Here is a 25,621-nt window from a genome sequence, read left to right on the forward strand (position 1 = left end):
TTTTTACTTAGATGTATATCGTCTAAAACTGGAAGTAAATAAAGGGTTGTGCTCCACTTGAAGCAGTGGCATATACCACCCAAAAAGTAAGTGCCAAAATAATTGCTTTAAAGAGAATAGGCATTGCACCAAATACCTTTTTAAGCCATTCGTTTAAACTGGTAGGGAAAAAGTGCCAAACAAAGCCTATTGCCATTAACAAAAATACATTTTGATAGCCTTTGGCAATAACTTGAAATTGATGAAGATCATAAGTTATAGACTGGATATTGTAGATTACACTTAAAGCGATATCGAAATCTTTGGCTCTAAAAAATATCCAGCAAAAAGCTACAAAGTGGAAAGTAATCACTACAAAAATGATATTAGCGATACCTTTAAAAAAAGTTCTTTTCTCAGGATTCTTATTAGGGAAGAACTCCGTAAAGGTTTTATGAACAGCCAAAGCTAACCCGTGTAATGCTCCCCAAATAATGAAACGCAAATTAGCTCCGTGCCATAAACCACCTAGGAGCATTGTCGTCATCTGGTTGAAATGACTACGCACTGATTTTTGTCGGTTTTTAGAGATAAGTATAGCCAATACAAACACAACGATTGCTCCTAAGGTAATGTAAAGAGGCAACATTGTTTTTTCTTGCATATGAAATGCCCATAGCAAAGTGGAAGCAAAAAAGACGGTTGGGAAGAAGTAGCCCCAAAAAGTACCTTTGCGGTTTCCTCCTACTGAAAAGTAAAGATAATCTTTTAGCCAAGTAGATAAGGAAATGTGCCAACGTCTCCAAAACTCAGTGATATTTTTAGACTGATAAGGAGTACGGAAGTTTATGGGGAGAGTGAAGCCCATTAGTAGCGCTAAACCTATAGCCATATCGGAATAGCCTGAGAAATCACAATATATTTGTAAAGAATAGCCATATACTGCCATTAAGTTCTCAAAAGCTGTATAACTGTTAGGAGCATCGAAAACTCTATCTACAAAGTTTAGGGAGATATAATCGGAAATAACCGCTTTTTTAATCAGTCCTCCAATGATAAGGAATAAAGCAAAAGAAGTTTCTTCTTTCGTTAAGCTTATTTTTTTGTATATCTGTGGTATGAAATCCTTGGCACGCACAATAGGCCCTGCCACTAATTGAGGAAAAAAACATACGAAGAAAGTAAAATCTAAGAATGATTTAGCAGGTTCTATCTCTCGGCGATATACATCAATAGTGTAGCTCATTGTTTGGAATGTATAGAACGAGATACCTATAGGCAAGATGATATCTTGTAAGGCAAAATTGCTTTGAAGCAGTGTATTGAGACTATCAATTAAAAAGTTAGTATACTTAAAATAGGCTAAAATACCCAAATCGGCAACCATACTCACTGCCAGGAAGAACTTGCGCAAAGAGGCATTCTGTCTTCTATAGATTTGTCCTGCAAAGAAATAATTTAACAATGAGGAGATTATCAGCAACACAAAGAAGTTACCTCCTGCCTTATAATAGAAGAATAAGGAAAATAAGGTAACATAAACAGTACGGAAATGAGCGTGTTTTTTGGTAATAATATACACCAAATAAAACACCAAAAATAACCCTAAAAACAAACTACTATTAAATAATAGTGGATGATTAGGGTCATAAATGAACCATTGTCTTACTTGTTCGGTTGTGAATGAGAAATTATCAACAAACCATTTAGAGATGTTTTCAGTTGTGAATGTATCAATAAACCATTGCAGTAAGGCATCTATACTCAATTTAGATAGGGTTTTAAAGATAGTTTATATTGTTTTTTATAATTCAAGTAATTGCTCATAAAAGCATCATAAAAGAGAGCGCCTTGCTCAGTATAGCCACTTCTTGTGTAATGTATGCGATCACCAGCAATAAGATTTTGCTGAATAAAGCGTTGAATAGCTTCATTTCCTCCTACAGCTCGATAAAGGTCGAAAACACTGTAATTATCTTTTACTGAATTATCGATGAGGGTATCGGCGTATTCCATACACAAGGGGTTAGGACTTTTCTTTTTGTAAAGAGAAGGCGGAGGTGTAGTAAGCAATATAGGACATTGACCATATTGAGAGCGAATTGCTTTTATGAATTTATTCACCTCTTCGTCATAACGAGTTGCTGACATTCGACAATAAGCTTCATTAGTACCCAAAGATATAATGATTAAATCGGGTTCTAAGGCTTTGATTTGGTCGAAAAAGAGCTGTGATTTGTTATAATCAGAGAAATGAGCACCATTTACCCCTATGCTGTGATATATAACTCCGTTTTTATCATTTTCTAAGACAATTCCATTAAGCGTAAATGAAGAGCTCTCGGTATTGGCTGTGAGATAAACCTTATTGGAAGGGGTTAGATTATCATAAGAATAATAGCTATATAAAGAATTACCGTTTAAAATGGTAGCATTAGATAAATCTACTTTTTGTTTAGGAGTAGAAGCTACCATCTCTTTAGTAGGGATACGCAATACTTGCCCTATTCTTATTTGTGCGCTTTTTAAGTTATTAGCTTGTTGTATTTTTTCTACTGAAGTGTGATATTTCTTTGAAATACCATAAAGTGTTTGCCCTTGCTCTACTTTGTGTGAAAGTGTTTTAGGTACACTAGGTTTCAAACGAGCTACTTTACCTACATTGGTAGCCAATTCGAACAAACGTTCGTTATTAGGGGTAATAATCTTTACCGTATTAAAGGTGTAGTTTTTATTTTTTAAGTCCAGTTCAATAACAAAATTCTTGTTACTGGTAGAAAGAGAATAACCTGTAATACCAACAGTTGCAGAAGAAGTATTCTTTTCACTATTCCAAGAGATATTGGAAGTAAAGCTCACATTATGTCCCCCATTAGTTCTAATAAGTGAATACGGGAATACCAAGCCTAAACCAGCATTTCCGAACTCTTCTTGCAAGCGTTGTCTTACAATATTAGTCATTACATCGGCTTGAATGTGAGAGTCGCCAATATGAACAATATTAATCTTCCTATCTTTCAAGTTCTCCAAAGCAGCAAGCTTTTCGAAAAAAGGGTTCAAGGCTGAGGCATTGTACAGATTATTGTACTCCTTAGGAGAGTCATCATCACCTGCAGCATATGCCAAAGGCTGGGGAATAGCTTCCTTGAAGGCATCTTTATCAATTCCTTCTTTATTCTCTATATTTGCTATCTTTGAAGTAAGTGAAGATAAATTAATAGCTGTAGTATAATTAACATTAAAATAGAGGGCTACTGTAATGATAAACAATACAGGAGCTATTAGTTTCTTTATGAATGGCGTTCGCTTTTTCATTGTTCTATTTTTTTTAGTGTGTTATCTATCTTGTTATGTTATCTATGTAAATTGTCTTTTTTTTCTTTAATAGTATCTTTATGCACTTTATTTGTAATATTCTGTACTGCCTGAATTGTTGATGGTTGTACTCGTTGAGTCGTTGGTGATTGCACTCGCTGAGTAGTCGTACTTTGTACCCGCTGAGTCGTTGTACTTTGCACTCGTTGAGTGGTTGTACTTTGCACTCGTTGAGTCGTTGCACTTTGTACTCGCTGAATAGTTGCACTTTGTACCCGTTGAGTTGTTGTACTTTGTACCCGTTGAGTTGTTGCACTTTGTACTCGTTGAGTAGTTGGTGATTGCACTCGCTGAGTTGTTACAGTTTGTGTTCTTGTTCTATTTACATTAGGTTGAGTAGTAGGAGTAACGGTTCGTACTGTTTGAATTTCTTTTATTCTTTCTTGGAACACATCGGCTTTTTCACTATTACGAGGATCTTTATAGTGCTCATACTCTTCCATAAGTTTATTATAGATGAGGTGGGCTACTTTTTTAGCTCCTCTTGGATTAAAGTGAGTATAGTCTTTACCTGCTAACGGTGGATTTGCCTCTACCCATTGTTTCATAGAGCCTCTACCCCCCATCAGTTCATATAAATTAATAAAACCAGAGCGAGTATCTTGTGCATATTTCCGTTGTGCATTTGCCAAAGGTACTACTGCTTTATCGGTTTGCATCTCCATATCTACTTTAGTAGACTTATCGGCGGTAGAGATAACAAGAATTGAGGTATGAGGGAAGCAAGCTCTTATCTGGTTAATCACCTTTGTCATTCCGCGTTCATACCACGAATAATCGAGTGTGCCGTAATTGAGTACATTAGCACCAAAGTGTAATACTACAAGGTCATATCCGCCTAACGCTCTATCGAAAGCTCTCATTAAATCAGGATTAAAAAGCGATAAGGGTAAGCCTGAGTTACCTCTGCTTGAAAAGTTATCTATATATACGCCTTTGCCTTGCATTGAGCCCACTCCATAAATAGGAATAGAATCGGACTTATAGAAAGTAATACGCACTGATTTAGTGTTTGCCCCTTCGGTTAAAGGCAATACATTCAGCAATTTATCAGTATCTAATGATTTTACTACTCTTACAGTATCGTTATAGGCAATTTCTACTTTTGCTTCTTTATTACCAGAAGCACCATAGAACAATGCTGGTGCATACAACTGATTAATATGAGCTTGGTTTGATGACCTATATTGTACCCACGTACCATTGCCTTGTGTAAAGAACACTTGCCCAGAGACACCAAAAGGACGTTTAGGGCGTTTCACATTCACATAAGATTGGGTTTTCCAAGTATTGGAATAAGAATGAAATACGCTTCCTCTTGATTTAGCCGACTCAGAAGCAATGGGCAAAAAGCCAATTCCTAACCCCCCGAAAGCGTTTTGGAAAAGAGCTCTCAAATCTTGCACTATGAGGTCGCCATCAGTCATCGAATCGCCGTAATAAGCGATTCTTATTTTACCATTTTTAGTTTGTTCTAACTCTTCTAATTTTTTAAAGAAAGAAAAAAGATACTGGTCGGACTTTTTAAGTCGTTGTTCTTGTGCTAAGGAATCATTGGCTTGGCTGAGTACTTTGTCGATTTCTTTACCTGAAATGGCTTCCAACATTAAGCTATCTACTACTACATTGCTTCCTGATGCTTTAGTTTCGGGAAAAATACGTGCGGGCAAACAGTTCTTAAATCCAATGAAAATGAGTGTTGCAAATAAAACAATAAGAAAAGATTGTTTAAAATAGGGTGTCTTCACAAGTTAGCTTCTTTTTCTTCCAGCGGGCAAAGATACAAATAAATAATGAATCAACAGCAAATTTTTTACAAATTATTTTTCTAAGGCTTGTTTAAAATCGGCGATAAGGTCGTCAGCATCTTCAATTCCTACTGCTACGCGGATGAGTGTACGGGTAACGCCTCGTGCTACTTTTTCTTCTTCGGGAAACTCGGTGTGAGTAAGCGAACTGGGGTGGGTTACCAATGTTTCGACTCCTCCTAAGCTCACTGCAAAAAGGGCTACTTTTAGACTCTCGAAAAACTTTTTGGCTTTGGCTTCGGTTTTTACTGTAAAAGAAAATACTGAACCTCCACCAGAAGCTTGGCGTTCTTGTATTGCTTTTCCTTTATTTTGTGTATCAGTAGGATAATACACCTTTTCTACTTCGGGGTGCGTTTTAAGGAAATTTAATAGTTTAAGAGTATTGGCTTGTGCTTTTTCGACTCTTAGTTTTAGGGTTTTCATACTGCGCAAGAGCAACCAGCTATCAAACGGAGAAAGCAATGCCCCTATGGCTACTTGTGCAAAACGTATTTTCTCGGCTAAGGTTTCATCATTTACCACCACAGCTCCTGCGATGATATCGTTATGACCTCCTAAATATTTGGTAGCACTGTGTAATACTATGTCGGCTCCTAACTCTAAAGGGCGTTGTAACACGGGCGACATAAAGGTATTATCGACCATAGTGAGCAGATTATGTTTCTTGGCGATTTCTATTACCCCACATATATCGGTAACGTCTAACAGAGGGTTGGAGGGTGTTTCTATAAAAATGGCTTTTGTATTAGGGCGAATGGCTTTCTCTATTTTGCTTAGGTCGGTCATATCGACAAAAGTAGCTTCAAAACCAAATTTATTGAAAATATCGTGCATAATGCGATAAGTACCTCCGTAGATATCTAAGCCTAACACAAAATGGTCACCTGTTTTAAACATTGTAAAAACAGAAGAAATGGCAGCCATACCCGATGAGAATCCGAATCCGTGTATGCCACTTTCTAATTGAGCTATAAGACTTTCAAAATCCTTACGAGTAGGGTTTGAAACGCGTCCGTATTCAAACTCTTGTTCTACACCGTATTCTTCAATAGGGAAAGTAGAAGCCATATTGATGGTGCTTCCCCAGTTTTCTGTGTTTTTATTGGCAGTTCTTACGCCGTGAATGGCTTTAGTTTCAAACTTCATTTCTTATCTCTTTGCTATTAGAGCGACAAAAGTAGTACTTTTTTATATGCTACGCAAAAAAAGTTAATTATTAATGATGAATGGTTAGCGGTTAATGGTTAGTGATTAATGGTGAATTAGAGGTAGGGAATTATACAAAGATTATAGGAAACTTATAAGATAGATGGATAAAGAGTGGGGTTACAGTGGCTCTACAGTGGGTGAAAAGTGATTAATGAATGAAAGAGAAATGAACAAATTATAAATGTAAGATGAATGTAAGGCGGAGGTAAGGTAAAGAAAAAATAAACTTTGTAAAAGGTCGTAGCACGATGGGCAAGTGAAAACTTTGGCAAAGTATAGGACGTAAAAGCAATGACAAGATGTAAGATAAGGTAAAGGGAGGTTAAACACAGCTTAGAAAATTATTTTACAAAAATATTTGTAAGTTTAGTAAGAAAAAAATACTTTTGTAACCTGTACTAATAACAAGACGGCACAGTATTTGTATTAAAGAAAAACGCTAAAAAAATAATTTGTACTATGGAACAAAGAACATCTGTAGATATCAGTCAGATAAACGAAATGATAGAGCGTGAAAGTGTGTTTATCGATGCGCTCACCAATGAGATGAACAAGGTGATTGTAGGGCAAAAACATATGGTAAATGCCCTGCTTATAGGGTTATTAGGCAAAGGGCATATCCTCTTGGAAGGGGTACCTGGGCTAGCAAAAACGCTATCCATCAACACCCTTGCTAAATCGGTACACGGGTCGTTTAGCCGTATCCAGTTTACACCGGACTTATTGCCTGCCGATGTGATAGGAACAATGACCTACAACATCAAACAAAACGAGTTTTCTATAAAAAAGGGACCTATCTTTGCGAACTTTGTATTGGCTGACGAGATTAACCGTGCGCCTGCCAAAGTACAGTCTGCTCTATTGGAAGCAATGCAAGAGCGACAAGTAACCATTGGTGATTCGACCTTTAAGTTAGACGCTCCTTTTATGGTAATGGCAACTCAGAACCCTGTAGAGCAAGAAGGAACTTACCCACTACCTGAGGCACAAGTAGACCGTTTTATGCTTAAAACGGTTATCGATTATCCTAAATTGGACGAAGAGCAACAGATTATGCGCGACAATCTCAGCAATAGTTACGCAGTGGTGAACCAAACAGTGAGTTTGGAACAAATCCTAAAAGCACAAACAGCCGTGCGCGAGGTGTATATGGACGAAAAGATTGAGAAATACATCTTAGACATTGTTTTTGCGACTCGTTATCCTGAAAAATACAACTTGGCAGAGCTTAAACCACTTATTAGCTTTGGAGCTTCGCCACGTGGTAGTATCAACTTGGCAATGGCGGCAAAATGTTATGCTTTCATCAAACGTCGTGGTTATGTAATTCCTGAGGACGTACGTGCGGTAGTATTTGACGTATTGCGCCATCGTATCGGTATCACCTACGAAGCAGAGGCTGAGAATATTACCTCAGTAGAGATGATTCACAAGATAGTGAATACTATTGAAGTACCATAGCAGGTAAAAGGTAAAAGGTAATTCTGAGATATTAAAATAACTAGTTTTATTATGAAAACAATGAGTACTTTAATACTGACCTTATGCTTGCCGTTGGCTATTAGTGCACAAAGGGCAGTTCTGCCTTTTGAGTTATTAGAGGATAAGTACGTGTTATTAAAGCTATCAGTAAAAGGTGAGGCAATGCCTCTTACCTTTTATTTTGATACAGGAGCCTCCACTACTATTTTAGATAAAAATGTTGCTGAGCAATATGGAATAAAGCCTAATCATACCCAGAAAGTAGAAGGTGCTGGAGGAAGTAAAGAATATCACATAGCATTATCACAAACGATAAATTTAAATCCTGAGTTACAAATTGGGAATGTAAATATTGTTTTAGAAGATTTAAGTAGGTTGAACAATGCTTTTGAGAAAAAGTTCGATGGTATCATCGGGAATGATATTATAAAGAATTATATTACAAAGATTGATTTTCAGAGGCGTGTTATTTCTTTTTATAATCTTAGTGAGACTCTAAACACAGAAGGATATACAGAAGTACCTTTTGAATTTAAGTTAGGAGTTCCTATTCCTCAGTTCCCTATCCGTATTAAATTAGAGAATGGGGAAGTGTTTGACGGAGATGTATTTTTTGACAGTGGAGCAGGACTTTCGTTACTCATCAACACTCCCTATAAAGAGCAACATAAGTTGATTGAAAAAATAGGAAAGACTTTGGTCTCTTCGAGTGATAATCTGAGCAAAAAGAGTACTGTAACAACCGGAATGATAAAGGAACTTACCGTTGCTGGATTTGACTTTAAAGATATTCCCATTAATTTATCGTCAGACAAAGAAGGAGTAAGTTCGTTCCCTAATTATTTAGGAATTTTGGGGAGTGAAATCATTAACAGATTTGATATTATCTTGAACTATGAAACACATAAATTATACCTAAGACCTAATAATTTATTTAGTAAAGAATTTGAAAAACTCATAAGTCCTATTTCTATACAACGGGTAAATAATGAGATTGTAGTTACAAGAATAATTATAAACTCGGAGGCTTACCAAAAAGGGCTACGAGAAGGAAGTAAAATTATGAGTATCAATAAAAACAATACGGGGGACTTAGAACAATACCGACAAATGCTAAAACAAAAAGGTAAAACAGTTAAGATTGGATATAAAGCTCCTAATAGTGATGAAGAGAAGACAATAAAGATAAAATTAAAAGAATTGTTGTAATACTGAACTACGACAACTCACTGAGTACTCTGAGGAGAATGTTGTGACAGAAAAAAAATTATTATGTTATAACTATATTATTTTAAGCTTTAATTTGTATTCATAACTTACAATAAAACAATAAAAGTGGATACCAAAGAACTATTAAAGAAAGTACGCAAAATAGAGATAAAAACGCGCAAGCTCTCCGATAATATTTTCGGAGGGGAGTATCACTCTACCTTCAAAGGTCGGGGTATGACTTTCAGTGAAGTACGTCCGTACCAATTTGGTGATGATATTCGCAATATCGACTGGAACGTAACGGCACGCTACAACGAGCCTTTTGTGAAAGTATTTGAAGAGGAACGCGAACTTACGCTAATGTTGATGATAGACGTGAGCGGTAGTGAGCTTTTTGGCACGAAACAAGAGTTCAAAAGTGAAGTGATTACCGAAATAGCAGCTACCTTGGCGTTCTCAGCTTTACAGAATAACGACAAAACGGGCTTGATACTGTTTTCTGACCAAATAGAACTGTATATTCCCCCTAAAAAAGGGAAATCGCACGTGTTGCGCATCATCAGAGAGCTTATAGAGTTTCAGCCCAAAAGTTTTAAGACTAATATCTCGGAGGCTTTGGAGTTCCTCAGTAGGGTAACGAAGAAAAAGGCGATTGTGTTTATGCTCTCGGACTTTATGGATAAAGGCTATGAGAAACCTATACAGATAGCTGCCAGAAAACACGATATTACCGGTATTCGCATTTATGACAAAAAAGAAACTGAACTACCTAACTTAGGTTATGTGATGGTAAAAGATGCTGAAACGGGAGCGCTGATGCGTGTGAACACCGCTTCATCGGCAGTGCAAAATGAATATGCAAAACAATATCACGAGACGGTGAACTATTTTGAGACGTTTTGGCAAAAATCGGGTGCAGGGGTAGTGAGCTGTAGGAACGATGAGAGTTATACCCAAAAGCTGTTGGGATACTTTAAAAATAGGTAAGAGATAAGAGACTAAATTAAGTATACCAATCAAGAGTTGGATTAACTAATTGATTATAAACATCCCCCTTTACACATACCCAGCTGTCGCTGGCTACCTTCAAAGGGGGAGATGTGATGCAAAAGCGACTATGATATTGTAAATCAGAAATAATCATTTTTTCAAACCTTGATTCACATTAAGTATTAAGCGGTAAAATGAGACGAATATTATATTTCATATTAATATTATTTGTATTTCCTACTCTTTACGCACAAGAGGTGAAGGTAGAGACTAATACAAAGAACATAAAAATAGGAGAACAGATAGAATACAAGATATCGGTAGAAGCCCCTGCTGATGCGGCTGTGGTATTTCCGGAAGGACAGAGTTTTAGTCCGCTAGAAATGGTAAAAGCCGACCCTACTGATACCTTGAAAGAGGGAGGTAAGTTTCGTTTGGAAAAAGCCTACTACCTTACTCAATTTGATGAAGGGAAGTACACCATTCCGCGACAAAGAATACACATCAGTAACAAAGACTACTATACCGATTCGCTACTTGTAGAAGTACATACCGTAGCGGTAGATACGCTCAAACAGCCTTTATACGACATTAAACCTATTACGGAAGTAGCCTCACCTACGGCTTCACGTATGTGGTTATGGATTATTATAGGAATTATAGGACTCCTTTTAGTAGCAGGTGGATTATACTTCTTCGTCTTCCGCAAGAAGAAATTATCAGCCGAAGAAGAACGCAAAAAGTTACCTCCTTTTGAGCGCGCCATACAAGATCTAAAAGACTTACAAAATTCTAAATACCTCATAGAATCACAACACAAAGCCTATTATACTCGGCTTACCGATATTGTAAAAGAATACTTGGAAGACGAGGTGCATATTTTAGCCAAAGAGAGTACCACAGATGAGCTTTTGGCTAAAATTAATATTTTGCAAGAAGCAGGAAAGCTACACTTATCGGAAGAGACTATCAGCAACCTCAAACGGGTATTACAAAATGCCGACTTGGTGAAATTTGCCAAGAGTAAGCCCTCGGACAACAATGCTGAATACGACCGTGAGACCATTGAGAATGTGGTTATCAAAACCAAAGAGGCTATCCCTGTGGTAGTAGCCGAAGGGGAAGTGCCTACACAAGACGCTTTCGCAATGAGCGTACTGAAAATAAGAGAACGCAGAAAAAGACGCAACCGAGTGGCTCTTATCGTCGCGCTTTGTTTTGTAGTATTAGCTCCTGTATTGCTTATGGGATATAATATCTTGTACAACAAATACTTCAATACTTATGCGAGTATCAATCGCAGCGAGTGGGTAACAAGTGATTACGGTTATCCTATTACTGAGCTCACTACCCCAGAGATACTCATTCGCAAGCAAATAGTAGACGTAGCGGAATACAAATCGATTATAGATAAGCAATATACTTTCTATTACGGCAGTCTTAATTCACCTTTATACATAATGACCAATATCATTACCTTTAAGAAAGACGCCCAACATACAGCACCTCAACAAGAGGAACAAGGCGGTGGACTTACCTTAGACCCACAAAAGGTGAATGAAATAGTGCTTTCGCAATTGGATAAAGCTAAGGCGAAGAACATCACTACCTTGCAGGAAGAATACACCTCGCCCAGCGGTGCAAAAGGTATAAAAGTTTTTGGCAAAATGAGTATTCCTAATGAGAAAGGTAAATACTTTAGCGCTTCTTATGAGCTGTACAGTTTTACTGAAAACAATGCGCTCCAACAAGTTCTTATCACCCATATAGACGAACCTAACGCCGATAAGATAGCACAAAGAGTTATCAATTCTATTGTATTTAAAACAGAATAATATGCTTAAAAATATTACTTTCGCCAATCCACAGTTCTTTTGGTTACTATTAGTCTTACCACTAATGGTGGCGTGGTATTGGTATTGGAATAAGAAATCTAAACCGAATGTAACTATATCTTCCACTATCGCTTTTAAGAAGATGAGTTCGTGGAAAGACCATTTATACCATTCTTTGTTTGCCTTGCGCTTATTGGCAGTAGCCTTACTAATTATAGCATTAGCACGCCCACAAACCCATTCAGAAAACGCACACACAAAGATTACTGATGGAATAGATATCGTAATGGCAATAGACGTATCGGCGAGTATGCTTTCAAAAGACTTAAAGCCTAACCGTTTTGAAGCACTAAAAAAGGTAGCTTCACAATTTGTAAAAGACCGTCCTAATGACCGTATTGGACTTGTTATCTACGCAGGAGAAAGCTATACTAAAACTCCTGTGACTACGGATAAAGGTATTATCTTAAACGCTCTTTCGGAACTTACTTATGGACAAATAGAAGACGGTACAGCCATCGGTATGGGACTGGCAACGGCTGTAAACCGACTCAAAGAAAGTAAAGCCAAGAGTAGAGTTATTATCCTCCTTACCGATGGGGTGAACAACACAGGATTTATAGACCCGCAAACCGCAGCTGAGTTGGCTGCTGAGTACGGTATTAGAGTATATACAATAGGGATAGGCTCCAATGGAACGGCGCTCTCACCTTACGCTCTCAATCCTGACGGTAGCATAATGTACCGTATGTTACAAGTGGAAATAGATGAGCCTCTAATGAAAAAGATAGCTGAAGTAACACACGGGAGATACTTTCGTGCCACTGACAACCAGAAGCTCCAACAGATTTACGATGAAATCAACAAGATGGAGACTACCAAGATTGAAGAGTTTAAATACACTGAGGTAGATGAGAAATTCAGACCCTTAGCGATAATTGCTGTTGTTTTATTACTACTCGAATTTCTACTAAAAAATACTATCTTTCGAAACGAGATATAAAAAATTGTCGTATCTTTGCCCCCGTAATGAGAAGAAAACTTATCAACATATTATTATCAGTGCTTGTCCTGTTCTCCAATTCAGGGTGGGCGATTACTTTTCATTATTGCAAAGAAACCTTATCGTCAGTGTCCTTAGAGTACCCTACTTCTGCGAGTGAAGAAGAGGAAGACTGTACTACAATGGACTCTTGCTGTGCTTCGGATGACGATGAGAACGAAACAGAAACTTCACATAAAAAGTGTTGTGACGACACATCTATCACTTCTTCTATTTCTGATAGTACATCGGTAGTAAAGGTATTGGAGTTGCAATTACAACCTTTTGTAATAGCTACCCCTACCCTACCCATATTAGAAGAGGTAAGCATTACTGAGACGGTAAAGAAATCTATCACTACTGATTTCTTTACACAGCTGAATGCTCCGCCTCTGTACGAATTGTACTGCCAGAGAGTGTTTTATTCAGGGAAAAGATAAGAGATAAGAAGTAAAGGAGTTTACCTCTGTTTTCTAATCCTTAAATTCTAATTCCTGAACTGAATAAAACAGAACAATAATGTACAAAAAATATATCTTTTTATTAGGGCTGTTGTTGCCCTTGTCTCTCTTTGCTCAAAATTTTAGCAAAGGGAGTGTAGTCGATGAAAACAACACACCACTTATAGGTGCTGATGTATATTGGGAAGGTACCCAAATAGGTACTTCTACTGATAACGAAGGAGCTTTTACCTTGAAACGACCTGAGGGAAGTTCTACTTTGGTAACAAGCTATGTAGGATATAAAAAGAAAACTGTGAAAGTAAGCGGTAATGCACCCTTACACATTCAGTTAGAGCCTGAAACTACTTTGGAAGAAGTAGTTGTAAGCTACAAACGTGCTAATACAATGAAATCGCAGTGGCAAGTAGCCGATGTTCACACAATGAGCAGTGGGGAACTGCTGAAAGCCGCTTGTTGCAACCTATCGGAGAGTTTCTCTACCAATCCGTCGATTGATGTGAACTTCTCAGACGCTGTTACGGGTAACAAACAGATAAAGATGTTAGGTTTGACCAGTCCGTACATACTAATGGCAGAGGAGAATATCCCTACGATGCGCGGAGCTTCGCAAGCCTACGGACTCTCGTTTGTACCTGGTACGTGGATTGAGAGCATCCAGATTACCAAAGGAGCAGGGAGTGTGATTAACGGGTATGAGAGTATTTCGGGGCAAATCAATTATGAAATAGAGAAGCCTATCAATGTCATTCCTTTTTTCTTGAACTTATACGCATCGGAGGATAACCGCTACGAAATCAATGCACATACCAATAAAAAGCTCTCTGATAAATGGGCTACCACTCTTTTCGCTCACGGCAATGTGCGTCAGCAAAAAGCTGACCACAATCACGATAGTTTTATAGATAACCCCATAGGTAACCAAATCAACTTGTTGAATCGTTGGCAGTACGCCGATGTTCAAAAGGGTTGGGTAGGCTTTTTAAACCTCCATTATATGAAAGATGAGCGCCAGGCAGGTGAATTGCGCTTTAATCCGCTGACTGACAAAGGGACTACCAATGCTTGGGGCAGTGAAGTAAACTCCGAACGCCTTAGCACATCTAACAAAATAGGGTATGTATTCCCTGATACGCCTTATAAAAGCATAGGCTTACAGAACTCTTTCCAATCGCACAAGCAAGATTCCTACTTTGGTTTGAATCGCTATGATATACACCAAAAGAGTTGGTATGGCAACTTGATATACAACTCTATCATCACCAATACCAAGCACAAGTTTGCCACAGGGCTCAACGGTACTTACGACGATTACAACGAGATGCTTAGTACTAGGGCTCTCACAGGGGATTTTTCACGTGTAGACCGCTCGGTGGGTGCCTTCTTTGAATACACTTACGACAATTTGAGCAACTTCAGTTTTGTGGCAGGGGTACGCGCCGACAGTCATAATCACTTAGGAAATTTTATCACTCCACGCTTGCACGTGCGTTACAATCCTTGGAAGCAAGCTACTTTTAGAGTATCGGCAGGACGAGGCAAACGAGCTGCTAATGTGATTGCTGAGAACCAACAGCTCTTGGCTTCTGCACGAGAGTTTACTATCGTAGGAGGTAATGGTGGTAAGCTCTACGGTTTGAACCCTGAAATCGCTTGGAATTACGGCGCGAGCTTTTTGCAAGCGTTTAAAGTATTGGGCAAGAACGCTGAGTTCTCCATAGACTTCTACCGCACTGATTTTGACAATCAAGTAGTAGTAGATTTGGATAACTCACCCCAACAAGCTTTGTTTTATAACCTCAATGGTAATAGCTTTGCTAACTCTTTACAAGCTGAGTTTAGCATCACACCTGCCAAAGGTTTGGACTTTAAAGCAGCCTACAAGTATTACGATGTGCAAACACAGTTTACCAAAGGACAATTGGAGAAGACTCTTACCCCAAAACACCGTTGGTTTGCCAATGTAGCTTACGAGACTCCCGAGCGTCACGAGAACAACCATTCGCAATGGAAGTTTGATATAACCTTCAATTGGTTAGGAGAACAACGCTTACCTACTACGGCTACGAACCCAGTGGCTTATAGGCTTAGCGATTACGCTCCCTCATTTGCTACACTCAATGCCCAAATCACCAAAGTATTCTCTAAGACTTTTGAGATATATGTAGGCGGTGAAAATATCACCAATTATAAGCAAGAGAACGGAATTTTGGCTGCCAACGACCCTTTTGGTGCGTATTTTGATAGTACTATGCAGTACGCTCCTGCTTTCGGACAGATGTATTACGCAGGATTAAGATTTAAAATTCTATAATTAGCAAATAATCGTTAGTGGTTAGAAAGCTAACGACTAATGACTAAGAACTAACAACTAATAAGTATTTTTCAGAATGAAAACACGTATTTTATTATGGGTAGCTTTGAGTTTCTTTGGACTCACTACCGCAAGTGCTCAACAAGCACCTAACAAAAACAAGAAAGTAGAGTTTGCCGTAGGAGGCAATTGTGAACAGTGCAAAGCGCGCATAGAAAAAGCAGCTTACAGTGTAAAAGGCGTAAAGAGCGCTAATTGGAACATCAAGAGTGGGAATATGACCCTTATTTTTGACGAACGCAAATGTAGCGAAAGCGATGTACAAAAAGCCATTGCCAAAGTAGGACACGACGCAGGCAAAGAACGCGCTGACGACGAAGTGTACAATAAGTTACACCACTGTTGCTTGTACCAACGCTTGCCTTAGAACCTAAGCAAAAACACAATCATAGGAAGAGATAAGTCCATCTCTTCCTATTTTTTTATCATTTGTATACAAAATATATCAAATAAAGTAGTATCTTTGCGACTGTTAAATTATTAGAGATGATAGATTACTATAAAACCTTAGGGGTAGAAAAAACTGCTACCCAAGACGATATAAAGAAGGCTTACCGCAAGTTAGCGCGCAAGTATCACCCTGATATGAATCCTAACGATAAGACGGCAGAGCAGAAATTTAAAGAGATTAACGAGGCTAACGAAGTACTTAGCAATCCTGAAAACCGTGCTAAATACGACAAGTATGGCGAACACTGGAAATACGGAGAAGAGTACGAAAAAGCCCAACAACAGCAACGCTCCCAAGGTGGTTTTGGAGGATTTGAAGGCTTTGGCGGAGGTAATTACTCTGAGGGAGACTATTCTGATTTCTTCAGAGATATGTTTGGCGGACGGACTTCGGGATTTGGTAGAGGTTACGGTAGTGCCTCAGGTAAGTTTAAAGGACAGGATATTTTTGCGGATATGTCGCTACCACTGCGAGAAGTGGCAACTGCTCAGCAACGTACTTTTACGGTGAACGGCAAGAATATACGCATCACAGTACCTGCGGGGGTATATGAAGGGTTGCAAATTAAGCTAAAGGGTCACGGATACGAAGGATATAACGGAGGACCTAACGGTGATTTGTATATCACTTTCCATATTGAACCCGACGCTCAGTTTGAACGCAATGGCAACGATTTGAAAACTACTGTAAATATCGACCTATATACAGCTATGTTAGGTGGCGAAGTGCAGATAGATACTCTCAGTGGTAAAGTGAAAATGAAAGTAGCTCCTGAGACACAAAATGGCACTACGGTGCGCTTAAAAGGTAAAGGTTTTCCTGTGTACAAGCAAGAAGGCTCATTTGGCGACCTTTTTGTAACCTATCAAGTACAATTGCCTAAAAATCTTACGGAACAACAAAAAGCATTATTTGAACAACTTAAAAATTCATAATTATGAAAGATAGAATTTCAAGAGAAGACATCGTTCGTTTGTACAATATAGAAATCACATTCTTTGACGATTTAGAATCAAGTGGACTTATAGAAACGGAAGTGATTGACAACACTACTTACCTGCATTACGACCAGCTTTCGGCTTTTGAACGTTTTACTAATTGGCATTACGACCTTGATGTGAATATGGCTGGGTTGGAGATTATTCATAGGCTATTACAACAAATTGAAGAATTAAAGGGAGTGAGAATGATTAATGATTAATGATTAATGGTTAATGGTTAATTTGGGAGAAGCTTATAGAAAGCTTATATAAAAGACGGTGCGAGCCGCACGGGCAGTCGTAGCACGACAGGCAGATAATGAAAAGACGAACAAAAGACGAACAAAAGACGAAGGAAGAACGAACAAATGACGGTGCGAGCCGCACGGGCAGATAAATAAATAACGAAGGAAGGGCAAACAAATGACGAAGAAATGATGAAGGATAATGGGGGGAAGCTTAAGGATTGATTATTGCAGATTTAAAGGAGGTATGTTAACTTCATACTTATATATTTATGCTGTTTTAAACTTGATATCATTATAACAAAAGGAATGAAAATCATTACATTAACTACTGATTTTGGTTTACGAGATTACTCGGTGGGAGCTGTAAAGGGTGCTATTTATAGTAAGTGCCCCGAAGCTTGCGTGGTAGATATCTCGCATTTGATATCACCTTTTGATGTGTTTCAAGCTGCCTTCATCTTAAAGAATGCTTATGTACATTACCCAAAAGGGAGTATACATATCATAGGAGTAGATGCGGAGCGTACTCCTGAGAAAAGACATATGGTAATGAAACTGAACGGGCATTATTTTATCGGGGCTGATAACGGTATTTTTCATCTTTTAGCAGAAGATAAAAAGAACGCTGAACTGTACGAAATAAGAGGCGAACAAAGCACTGAACTTTTCCCTACGCTGTATTCATTCCCTTTGATTGCCCAGAAAATATGCGAAAATATCCCCCTTAACAAAATAGGCAAGAAAACCGATACGTATTTAGAGGCTACTCATTTTAAACCAGAGATATCTGCTGATAAACGTTTCGTTTACGGTACGATTATTTATATTGACCACTATGGCAATGCGGTGAGCAATATCAGTAGGAAATTATTTGAAGAAATAAGGCAGGATAGAGCTTTTGAGGTTATCTTTAATATGTATACCTTCAAAAAGATTTATAACCAATACAGCGAATTTATTGATTTTAGTGTTCCTCTTGACCTTCGCGCTCCCGATGGAAAACGAATGCTTCTGTTTAACGACCTCAACTATTTGCAGTGTAGTGTTTACAAAAGTGATACTCATACAGTGGGGGGAGCTTCTTCTTTATTAGACATCAATTACCTTGATAGAGTGAGCGTTCACTTCATTTAATAGCAAATAAAACAACCCAATGAAGAATGAGAAAAAAGTGAATGAAGATAAAAATATGGAAACTTTTTTTGTTTATTAAGTTTTTTTGTTATACCTTTGCCCCCGATTTAGAACACTTAATACAGTAATTTAAGAAAAATGAAAAAAATAATTACTACAGTTATCATAATAGTCCTTGTAGGATTAATGGGGCTCCGCCTATATTCTAACAAACAGAAAAATGCTGAAGAGGTAGCTATTGTAGCCCAAAAAGAAGCCCAAGTAGCCGTGCGCGCTGCCAAAGTAACAGAAGAAAAAGTAGCCGACCTTTTTACGGCTAACGGTACTTTTGTAGCCGAACAAGACCTGAATGTATCTTCAGAAGTAGGAGGACAAGTCATAAAAATTTACGTAAAAGAGGGTGATTTTGTGAGAGCAGGGCAAGTATTGGCTCAAACAAAAGCCGACAGAACCAATGTGCAGTTAGACAATGCCAAAGCGGTACTCGAAACTGCAAAATCGGATTTAAAGCGCTTTGAAAGTGCTTACCAAACAGGAGGAGTTACCGCACAACAATTGGAACAAGCGCGCTTACAACTCAAAAACGCCCAAGCGAACTACAATTCGGCAGCTATCGTATCGGGTGATACAGCGGTGCGTAGTAAAATCAATGGGATTGTAACTAGCAAAGAGGTAGAGGAAGGAACTCTTGTAAGTGCTGGACAGACGTTATTCAACGTGGTAAATATCGACAATCTGAAATTGAAAATTACCGTAGATGAAAGTCAAGTAGGAGAACTAAAAGTGGGGGATGTTGTTAAAATTAAACCCAGTACTTCCTCAGAATTAGTAGAGGGGAAAATTACTTTTATCGCACCGAAATCTAATGGAGCTCTCAAATTCCCCGTAGAAATATTGGTAGCCAACAAAGATAAAAAGCTAAAAGCGGGAATGTATGCGACTGCACAGTTTGGCAGTGGTAATGATGAGGTTACAGCTCTTGTGGTACCTCATTCTGCTTTCGTGGGTAGTGTGAGCCAAAATAAAATTTTTAAAATAGTAAATAGCAAAAATGCTAAAGGTCAGGAGGTGCTTAAAGCTGAAATGGCAAATGTGAAAAGCGGTCGCAACTTTGGTGATAAGGTAGAAATCATCAGCGGACTTACTGTTGGTGAAGAAGTGATTACCAGTGGACAAATTAATATAGATAACGGAACACCTGTGAAAATAGTAGAGTAACTTACTATTTATCTTAATATTTGAATCTCTCCGTCTGTATCAAACCTAATCAGACGTGAGGGATTTTTTATTTGAGTATCGTCTTGACGGTAAGGTACTACATAATCACATTGCGCAATAATTTGGGGATTAATGAGTTGATAATACAAAGGTGTTGGCTCTCCACTGATATTAGCAGAGGTAGAGACTATGGGTTTACCAAAATCGGCAATCATCTGTTGGCAGAACACATCTTGCACGACCCTAATGGCTACTGTATTATCAGCAGCTATCACGTTCTTAGCCAAATGCAAAGGGTGACTATAAATAATAGTGGTAGGCTCTTGCAAGGTTTGAAGATAGGTAAGCACCTTAGGAGGTATATCTGTTACATAGTGCTGTAACATCTCTGTATCACTCACTAAAATGATGAGGCTTTTGCTCTCACTGCGTTGTTTTATTTGGAAAATCTTAGCTACCGCTTCAGGATTTGTAGCATCACACCCCAAACCCCAAACGGTATCGGTGGGGTATAGAATTACCTTTCCTGCCTTTAATATTTCAGTTATCAGATGGTTATTTGCCATTAGTTTTGTAATTTTGCCCGCAAATATATGTAAAAAATGTATACCTCCATCATATCATTCTTTAAAAGTTTTTCTTTCTTCAAAGGGTGCCTCAAAACCATTGCGGTGCTTATTCCCTTAGGGTTGGGCTATTGGTTTGACCTAATGGATATTGGCTTACCCATAGCTTTGAGTATTGTTGCAATTTCGCCCAGCGATATTCCAGGGAATCAAAAACACCTTTATGGTGGTCTTTTAATAGCAACATTACTAGCAACTATCAGTTCTACTTTGGTAAACCTCACGGCTCCTTACGAATACTTGTTACTGCCTACCATATTTCTACTCACCTTCGGAAACGCTTATATTTCGTTATACGGACATCGCGCTACAATGGTAGCTTTCGCGGGATTATTTGAGATAGCCTCTACTTTAGCCCACTTGCAAACAGGGTGGGGTATTGTTTTGTACAGTGGTTGTGTGTTATTAGGAGGTTTGTGGTACAGTGTATTAGTGTATATATTCCTAAAAATACGTCCGCGTTTGTACAGTGAACAGCTATTAGGGAAGTGCTTTGCTCTTACGGCAGAGTATTTTTCGGTAAGAGCTGATTTACTCATCGCCAAAGACAGAAGCGAGGGACTCAAAAAGCTCATCAACCTGCAAACAAGCCTCAATGAAAAATATGAAAAGCTCCGTGAAGCCGTGCTTGATTCACGGAGCAAATCGGGTAAAACCGATTACCTGCAACGCCAATTTTTGATGTTTATAGAGCTGGTGGATATCTTCGAGCTAGCTTTAGCCAACCCCGTACAATATGAGAAAGTGGACAAGGTTTTTGCCGAGCATCGCGAATATTTACAAACTTATGTAGATTTCCTCAAAGAACTATCGAGACAGCTACAACAAATGTCGGAATACATTGGGTCACGCAAAAAGATACAATTAGACAACTGTTTAAAAGACTTATTAGCGCAAACCAAAGAGAAGAACGAAGTCTTGAAAGCACTTTCAGAAGTATCGGAAGAAGATAAAGAACGTGCTTTGCTGTTGCGAAATTTTTATATTTATATAGAAAGTCAGTATCATTCTATTGAAAATATCCGACATATTTTTGAGAACTATTATAGCAACGATGCAGGGGTACGCGATGAGAGTACTTATCGCAAGTTTGTGAGTTACCAAAACTACTCGTGGCGACGGCTCAAAGACCATATATCTTTAAAATCTACCTTTTTTAGGCACGCAATGCGCCTATCTATAGTGGTATTTTTGGGTTACCTCATAGGTGATATATTCCCTATCAACAATGCCTACTGGATTATCCTTACCATCTTCATTATTATGCGCCCTGGTTTTGGGATTACCCAAGAGCGATCGCTCAGCAGGGTTTATGGCACTATGATTGGTGGGGTAGCTTCGTTTGCTGTGATTTACCTACTCCCCTACCCTAGTTTGTACCTCTATGTCGCTATTTTGTGTATGCCTATTGCTTTTGGGTTGATTCAAGAGAACTATATGTACGCTTCTATATTCATCACTATCAGTGCGATATTTATTTTTGCACTGATTACACCTAATGTTTACAGCCTTATTTATGACCGCCTATTGGATACCGTTATAGGGGTTGGGCTATCGTTTGCAGGGAATTATCTCATTTTGCCCACGTGGGAACACAATACTTATAGGGAAGCGGTTACCAAATCAGTAAAAGCTAATATCGGTTACTTACAGCAAGTAAAAGAGATTTTTAACACCGGAGAAGGGATTACCACTGCCTATAAAGTATCGCGCAAAGAAGCTGTGTTGGCACTCTCAAACCTAAATACCACCTTCCAACGAATGTTACAAGAGCCAAAGTTTATGCAGTACAAAAATCCATCAGTATACGGGATTATTGTGATACAGCAAGCCTTCTTAGCCTCTGTGGCTTCGTTTGGCATTAGGTTGAACAGCAAGAAAGTAACCTTCCCTAAATCGGTATTCAACGAGGCAATTGAGAGTCTTATAGCAGCCTTGCAACATTGTTTGACGTTACTTATTGAACCTACGGCTACTGCTCAAACTGATTATAAAACGCCTATTGAACAATTTAATCAGTCCATTAGAGAAATAATAGACACTCCTCAAAATACAGATACCTCTTCACCTATCTCAATGCGTGAGATACAATTCTATGGAGAACAGTTCAACTATCTGTTTGGATTAGCGAAGAACTTAGAACAAGCTATTCGGTCTATCAATACGTAATAAAAACTAAGACGTCACCAAATTGATGACGCCTTAGTTTTTATTATTTATCTTATAATTATAATTGTTCTACAAATGGAATAGTTACTAACCAAAAGCCTTTAAGTAAAGCTTCGAGGTCGTTGAAAACTTCTAACATAAGTATAGTATTTTAAGATAAAAGGCAATATCTCTTAGCGAATTGTTTTGGGGTCTACCCCCATATTCACAATCGCTTGGCGAATATCAGCAAAAGTTTTGAGATTAGCCTTCCCTTTTACCAATTCGTAATTGGTTCCTTTTTTAAGGTAATTAATCAAGCTAGTCTGTCCTCCAAAGTAAGAAGGTTTAACTTGGTCAATAGAAGTACCATTTTTAAGTGCTGTAAAGAACATACTATATTGGTTCACACGTTCCTCTATCTCTCTTCTACCTTGGTTAAATTCAAACATTACCACACTCCAATCATTGCCTTCCAAACGTTTTAAATTCATTTTCACTCTATCTACAACTTCTTCAGAACAAGCCTGTGAATTAAAGCGTTTCATATCTGTAACAAAGGTTTCTGTGAGCGATACATTTTTAGCGATAGGTCGAGTAGTATTCTCTCCTCGTTTCACTGTTTTAGGATCACGTGGCTCACTTATAGTTACAGGTCTTTCAGTATTGTAAGAAGGGGTAACTGTTTTAGGTGTTTTTCCTACTGTAGTTTCATTTCTATTAACAACAGTTGCTTCAGGTTTGGTAGCAGGTTGCTCTTCTCTCTTAGGTCTTTCTACAGCCACTTCCACTTGGTCACGTGCTTTACTTTCTCTAATTATTCTTTGCAAATCTGTTTGATAAGACTTCAATTCAGAAGAACCTCCTTTTAAATAAGGACGCAAAAGGCTATCTACTTGTTCACTATTATAAGCAGAATAATCAAAATCCTTTAAGAAATTTTCCCATACGGCTTTTTCAAACTCAGGTCGTAATTTATCTGTAAGGAAATTGCGCTTTTGGGCTTCTGCTATAAAAAGACTTCCCTTAGGGTCTGCGTGAGTTTCTTTCCAATTATTCACATCCAAAAGAAATGCCATTGCAGGCGAAATCAAATCTATTTTAAGAGTATCTTTGCTATTTGCTTCCACCATTCGAGCTAACTTATTGAGTTGTTCTTCACTTAATAACAAGGTGTCTTTCCCCTCTTCTTTGAAGCTAACAACCAATTTTGTCTCAGCAATAGGCAAGCTCTTTTTTAACCTAATATAAGAATCCTCAATCTCGTAAGTGCGCTCATCTATATTAGTTAAGAAGTGCATTTCGTCTATTTCACTCTCCGAATTGATTGCCACATAGGCCTTCACAGGATTTTTAAGCATCGGGAAAATAAACCAATAGCCTACACCTACTAATATTAAAACAAAAGCAACAGCCGAAGCAATCTTTATCCAAAACGCACGAGACTTAGTGTTCATCTCTATCGCTTCGCCTCGTTCAGTGGTAGCAACCCCTCTGTTTACTACTGATAAACCATTAGAAAACTCAGGACTCTCTGAGGCAATCATTTGTGGATTGTAAGCACCTTTAGCTCTATCAAAATTAACCTCTCCGCTCTTCGATATACTAATAACTCTTCCTGTATCTTGATTTTCAAACTCAAAATGGTATAAGTTCTCAGGTAAAACAATCTCTATAGGCGAATCACTGCGCAAGTTTTTACTGAATACAATACCATTGATTTTTAGAGATACTGAAGTTATAGTGCTCGAAATAATCGTAAACTGATATTTCTCAAAAGGTACTGATAAGGCTACCCTATCATCTACCATATAGTTACTCTTGAAAACAATACCATTATAACTAAGGTTGAATACATTACGCGCCTCATCTCCTTTTAGTAAAAAGTAATATCCCTTTGTATTAGAGTATAGCTTAGCTTTAAAAGTCGTACTCTCTAATGATAAGAACGAAATGTATTTCTCAAACTCTCGTTGAGGAGTTTCTACGTACACTTTAAACTCTTTTGGGGCAAAAGGAATTAAATCAAAAGTATAATTGTTTTGTACTTTCTTGATATAACCTCTTCTTATCGCTTTCTTAATCGTATCGTGATAAGAGAACATCTCGTGATATCTCGATTTTTCAAGAAGCACTTCAATAGTATCATCGTCCGAAAAGACTTCGTTCATATAGGTAGCTCCCACGTCTTTACCATTCTTCATAAAAGCTAATATCTTAATATTAGCATTAGAAGACACAAACCGAGAAGCTCCACTACTTCCTCCTGCATTGGTTGTTTGGAAAGTAGAGGTACTTGTTCTAGGTATTGCGTATTCTGGAAAGAGAAAGTCAATACTATAAGCTCGAGGGTCTTCCACAAATTCTTTGCGCAAGAACACAAGGTCTTGGTATTTCTCAAACTCAGGACGGTAAGGCATATTGAAGTATTTATCTACCTCATAAATATCCATATAAGGGAAAACCTTAGGCATATAGCTTTGGTCTAATGCGAAAGAAGCCGTTACTGGTTCCTCTACCAACTGCTTTTCATACCCTCTCAGAAGATTAAAATATGGGAATATATCCTCTTTTTCATTGAGTAACGGAATATTGTTCTCGTAATTGATATGCTCTGCAAAGTACATATCCATTAACAAGTTCAATACTTGTCGTACCCCTCTCCATTGTAAAAAATGTGGTATATACAATGAAATGGCTATATACACACCGCTTTGTCCATTCACTTCTTTTGAGGAACGGTATTGTGTGTATATCTTGTAACTATTGCTAAACTGCAATGTGTAAAAATCTACACGCGGGGTGTGTATGCGTATAAAGGCACTGATATCTTTCAATCTGTCCTTTACTTCTTGCAGCTGAAAGTTAACTCCTTGTGAGGCTAACACCTTGCATCCCTGCTTGTAACCCCATATTGTTAGACCTATTGTATTAATTTTGGATTCCATAGTATTTTTTGAGATTCTGCTAAAATTGGTACAAAAGTACACATTATTTTTAATATACAAAAATTTTATTGTAAAAAAAATACCTACAAAGGTAAATT

The 25,621-nt window shown here is 38.0% G+C and carries 19 protein-coding genes; 13 read left to right on the forward strand and 6 right to left on the reverse strand.

The annotated features are described in order from the left end of the window. Window positions 1-22 precede the first annotated feature (22 nt). The 4 genes from HMPREF1528_RS04510 to HMPREF1528_RS04525 form a co-directional block, all read right to left on the reverse strand. Complete coding sequence (locus HMPREF1528_RS04510) at window positions 23-1,747, reverse strand: MBOAT family O-acyltransferase (protein WP_009411884.1); 1,725 nt, start codon at window positions 1,745-1,747, stop codon at window positions 23-25. Then, window positions 1,744-3,294 carry a LysM peptidoglycan-binding domain-containing protein gene (locus tag HMPREF1528_RS04515; RefSeq protein ID WP_016478813.1) on the reverse strand — a complete coding sequence of 517 codons (1,551 nt, stop codon included), beginning with the start codon at window positions 3,292-3,294 and terminating at the stop codon, window positions 1,744-1,746. Before HMPREF1528_RS04515 ends, HMPREF1528_RS04510 begins: the two co-directional genes overlap by 4 nt. Window positions 3,295-3,332: 38 nt before the next feature. Beyond that, on the reverse strand, window positions 3,333-5,102 hold the full coding sequence (locus tag HMPREF1528_RS04520; protein WP_016478814.1) for a GDSL-type esterase/lipase family protein: 1,770 nt from the start codon (window positions 5,100-5,102) through the stop codon (window positions 3,333-3,335). A gap of 72 nt (window positions 5,103-5,174) precedes the next feature. Beyond that, a complete protein-coding gene (locus tag HMPREF1528_RS04525; RefSeq protein ID WP_016478815.1) occupies window positions 5,175-6,311 on the reverse strand; it encodes a trans-sulfuration enzyme family protein in 1,137 nt (378 codons plus the stop codon). Window positions 6,312-6,833: 522 nt separating this feature from the next. Here HMPREF1528_RS04525 and HMPREF1528_RS04530 point away from each other — a divergent pair. The 12 genes from HMPREF1528_RS04530 to HMPREF1528_RS04585 all read left to right on the forward strand — a co-directional run bounded on the left by HMPREF1528_RS04530 (window position 6,834) and on the right by HMPREF1528_RS04585 (window position 19,801). Then, window positions 6,834-7,835 carry an AAA family ATPase gene (locus HMPREF1528_RS04530; RefSeq protein WP_009411880.1) on the forward strand — a complete coding sequence of 334 codons (1,002 nt, stop codon included), beginning with the start codon at window positions 6,834-6,836 and terminating at the stop codon, window positions 7,833-7,835. A gap of 51 nt (window positions 7,836-7,886) precedes the next feature. Beyond that, window positions 7,887-9,065, forward strand: a complete 1,179-nt coding sequence (locus HMPREF1528_RS04535) for an aspartyl protease family protein (RefSeq protein WP_016478816.1) — start codon at window positions 7,887-7,889, stop codon at window positions 9,063-9,065. A 126-nt stretch (window positions 9,066-9,191) separates the two neighbouring features. After that, window positions 9,192-10,055, forward strand: coding sequence for a DUF58 domain-containing protein (locus HMPREF1528_RS04540; protein ID WP_016478817.1), 864 nt, complete (start codon window positions 9,192-9,194; stop codon window positions 10,053-10,055). A 197-nt stretch (window positions 10,056-10,252) separates the two neighbouring features. Continuing rightward, window positions 10,253-11,893 carry a hypothetical protein gene (locus HMPREF1528_RS04545; RefSeq protein WP_016478818.1) on the forward strand — a complete coding sequence of 547 codons (1,641 nt, stop codon included), beginning with the start codon at window positions 10,253-10,255 and terminating at the stop codon, window positions 11,891-11,893. Window position 11,894: 1 nt separating this feature from the next. Continuing rightward, complete coding sequence (locus tag HMPREF1528_RS04550) at window positions 11,895-12,896, forward strand: vWA domain-containing protein (protein ID WP_009422293.1); 1,002 nt, start codon at window positions 11,895-11,897, stop codon at window positions 12,894-12,896. 26 nt (window positions 12,897-12,922) lie between these two features. Next, window positions 12,923-13,375, forward strand: a complete 453-nt coding sequence (locus HMPREF1528_RS04555) for an HYC_CC_PP family protein (protein ID WP_016478819.1) — start codon at window positions 12,923-12,925, stop codon at window positions 13,373-13,375. Window positions 13,376-13,454: 79 nt separating this feature from the next. Next, on the forward strand, window positions 13,455-15,710 hold the full coding sequence (locus HMPREF1528_RS04560) for a TonB-dependent receptor (protein WP_016478820.1): 2,256 nt from the start codon (window positions 13,455-13,457) through the stop codon (window positions 15,708-15,710). A 76-nt stretch (window positions 15,711-15,786) separates the two neighbouring features. Continuing rightward, entirely contained in the window at window positions 15,787-16,137 is a 351-nt protein-coding gene (locus HMPREF1528_RS04565) for a heavy-metal-associated domain-containing protein (RefSeq protein ID WP_002671387.1), read from the forward strand. Between the two features lie 119 nt (window positions 16,138-16,256). Continuing rightward, window positions 16,257-17,156: a DnaJ C-terminal domain-containing protein gene (locus HMPREF1528_RS04570; protein ID WP_009422336.1), complete on the forward strand. Its 900-nt coding sequence runs from the start codon at window positions 16,257-16,259 to the stop codon at window positions 17,154-17,156. 2 nt (window positions 17,157-17,158) lie between these two features. After that, on the forward strand, window positions 17,159-17,422 hold the full coding sequence (locus HMPREF1528_RS04575; protein ID WP_016478821.1) for a chaperone modulator CbpM: 264 nt from the start codon (window positions 17,159-17,161) through the stop codon (window positions 17,420-17,422). Between the two features lie 333 nt (window positions 17,423-17,755). Beyond that, window positions 17,756-18,583 (forward strand): S-adenosyl-l-methionine hydroxide adenosyltransferase family protein, encoded by an 828-nt coding sequence (locus tag HMPREF1528_RS04580; protein ID WP_016478822.1) that lies wholly within the window; start codon window positions 17,756-17,758, stop codon window positions 18,581-18,583. Between the two features lie 138 nt (window positions 18,584-18,721). Continuing rightward, window positions 18,722-19,801, forward strand: coding sequence for an efflux RND transporter periplasmic adaptor subunit (locus tag HMPREF1528_RS04585; RefSeq protein ID WP_016478823.1), 1,080 nt, complete (start codon window positions 18,722-18,724; stop codon window positions 19,799-19,801). Window positions 19,802-19,809: 8 nt separating this feature from the next. On the opposite strand, the gene HMPREF1528_RS04590 is transcribed toward HMPREF1528_RS04585, so the two are convergent. Then, window positions 19,810-20,367, reverse strand: coding sequence for an L-threonylcarbamoyladenylate synthase (locus tag HMPREF1528_RS04590; protein ID WP_015782738.1), 558 nt, complete (start codon window positions 20,365-20,367; stop codon window positions 19,810-19,812). Window positions 20,368-20,403: 36 nt separating this feature from the next. Here HMPREF1528_RS04590 and HMPREF1528_RS04595 point away from each other — a divergent pair, with 36 nt between their 5' ends. Beyond that, on the forward strand, window positions 20,404-22,596 hold the full coding sequence (locus tag HMPREF1528_RS04595; RefSeq protein WP_016478824.1) for an FUSC family protein: 2,193 nt from the start codon (window positions 20,404-20,406) through the stop codon (window positions 22,594-22,596). Window positions 22,597-22,769: 173 nt separating this feature from the next. Here the strand turns inward: HMPREF1528_RS04595 and HMPREF1528_RS04600 are convergent, their stop codons facing one another. Then, on the reverse strand, window positions 22,770-25,523 hold the full coding sequence (locus HMPREF1528_RS04600; RefSeq protein ID WP_016478825.1) for a hypothetical protein: 2,754 nt from the start codon (window positions 25,521-25,523) through the stop codon (window positions 22,770-22,772). Between the last annotated feature and the right edge of the window lie 98 nt (window positions 25,524-25,621).

Origin of the sequence: Capnocytophaga sp. oral taxon 336 str. F0502, from assembly GCF_000411575.1 — a bacterium.
Classification (GTDB): domain Bacteria; phylum Bacteroidota; class Bacteroidia; order Flavobacteriales; family Flavobacteriaceae; genus Capnocytophaga; species Capnocytophaga ochracea.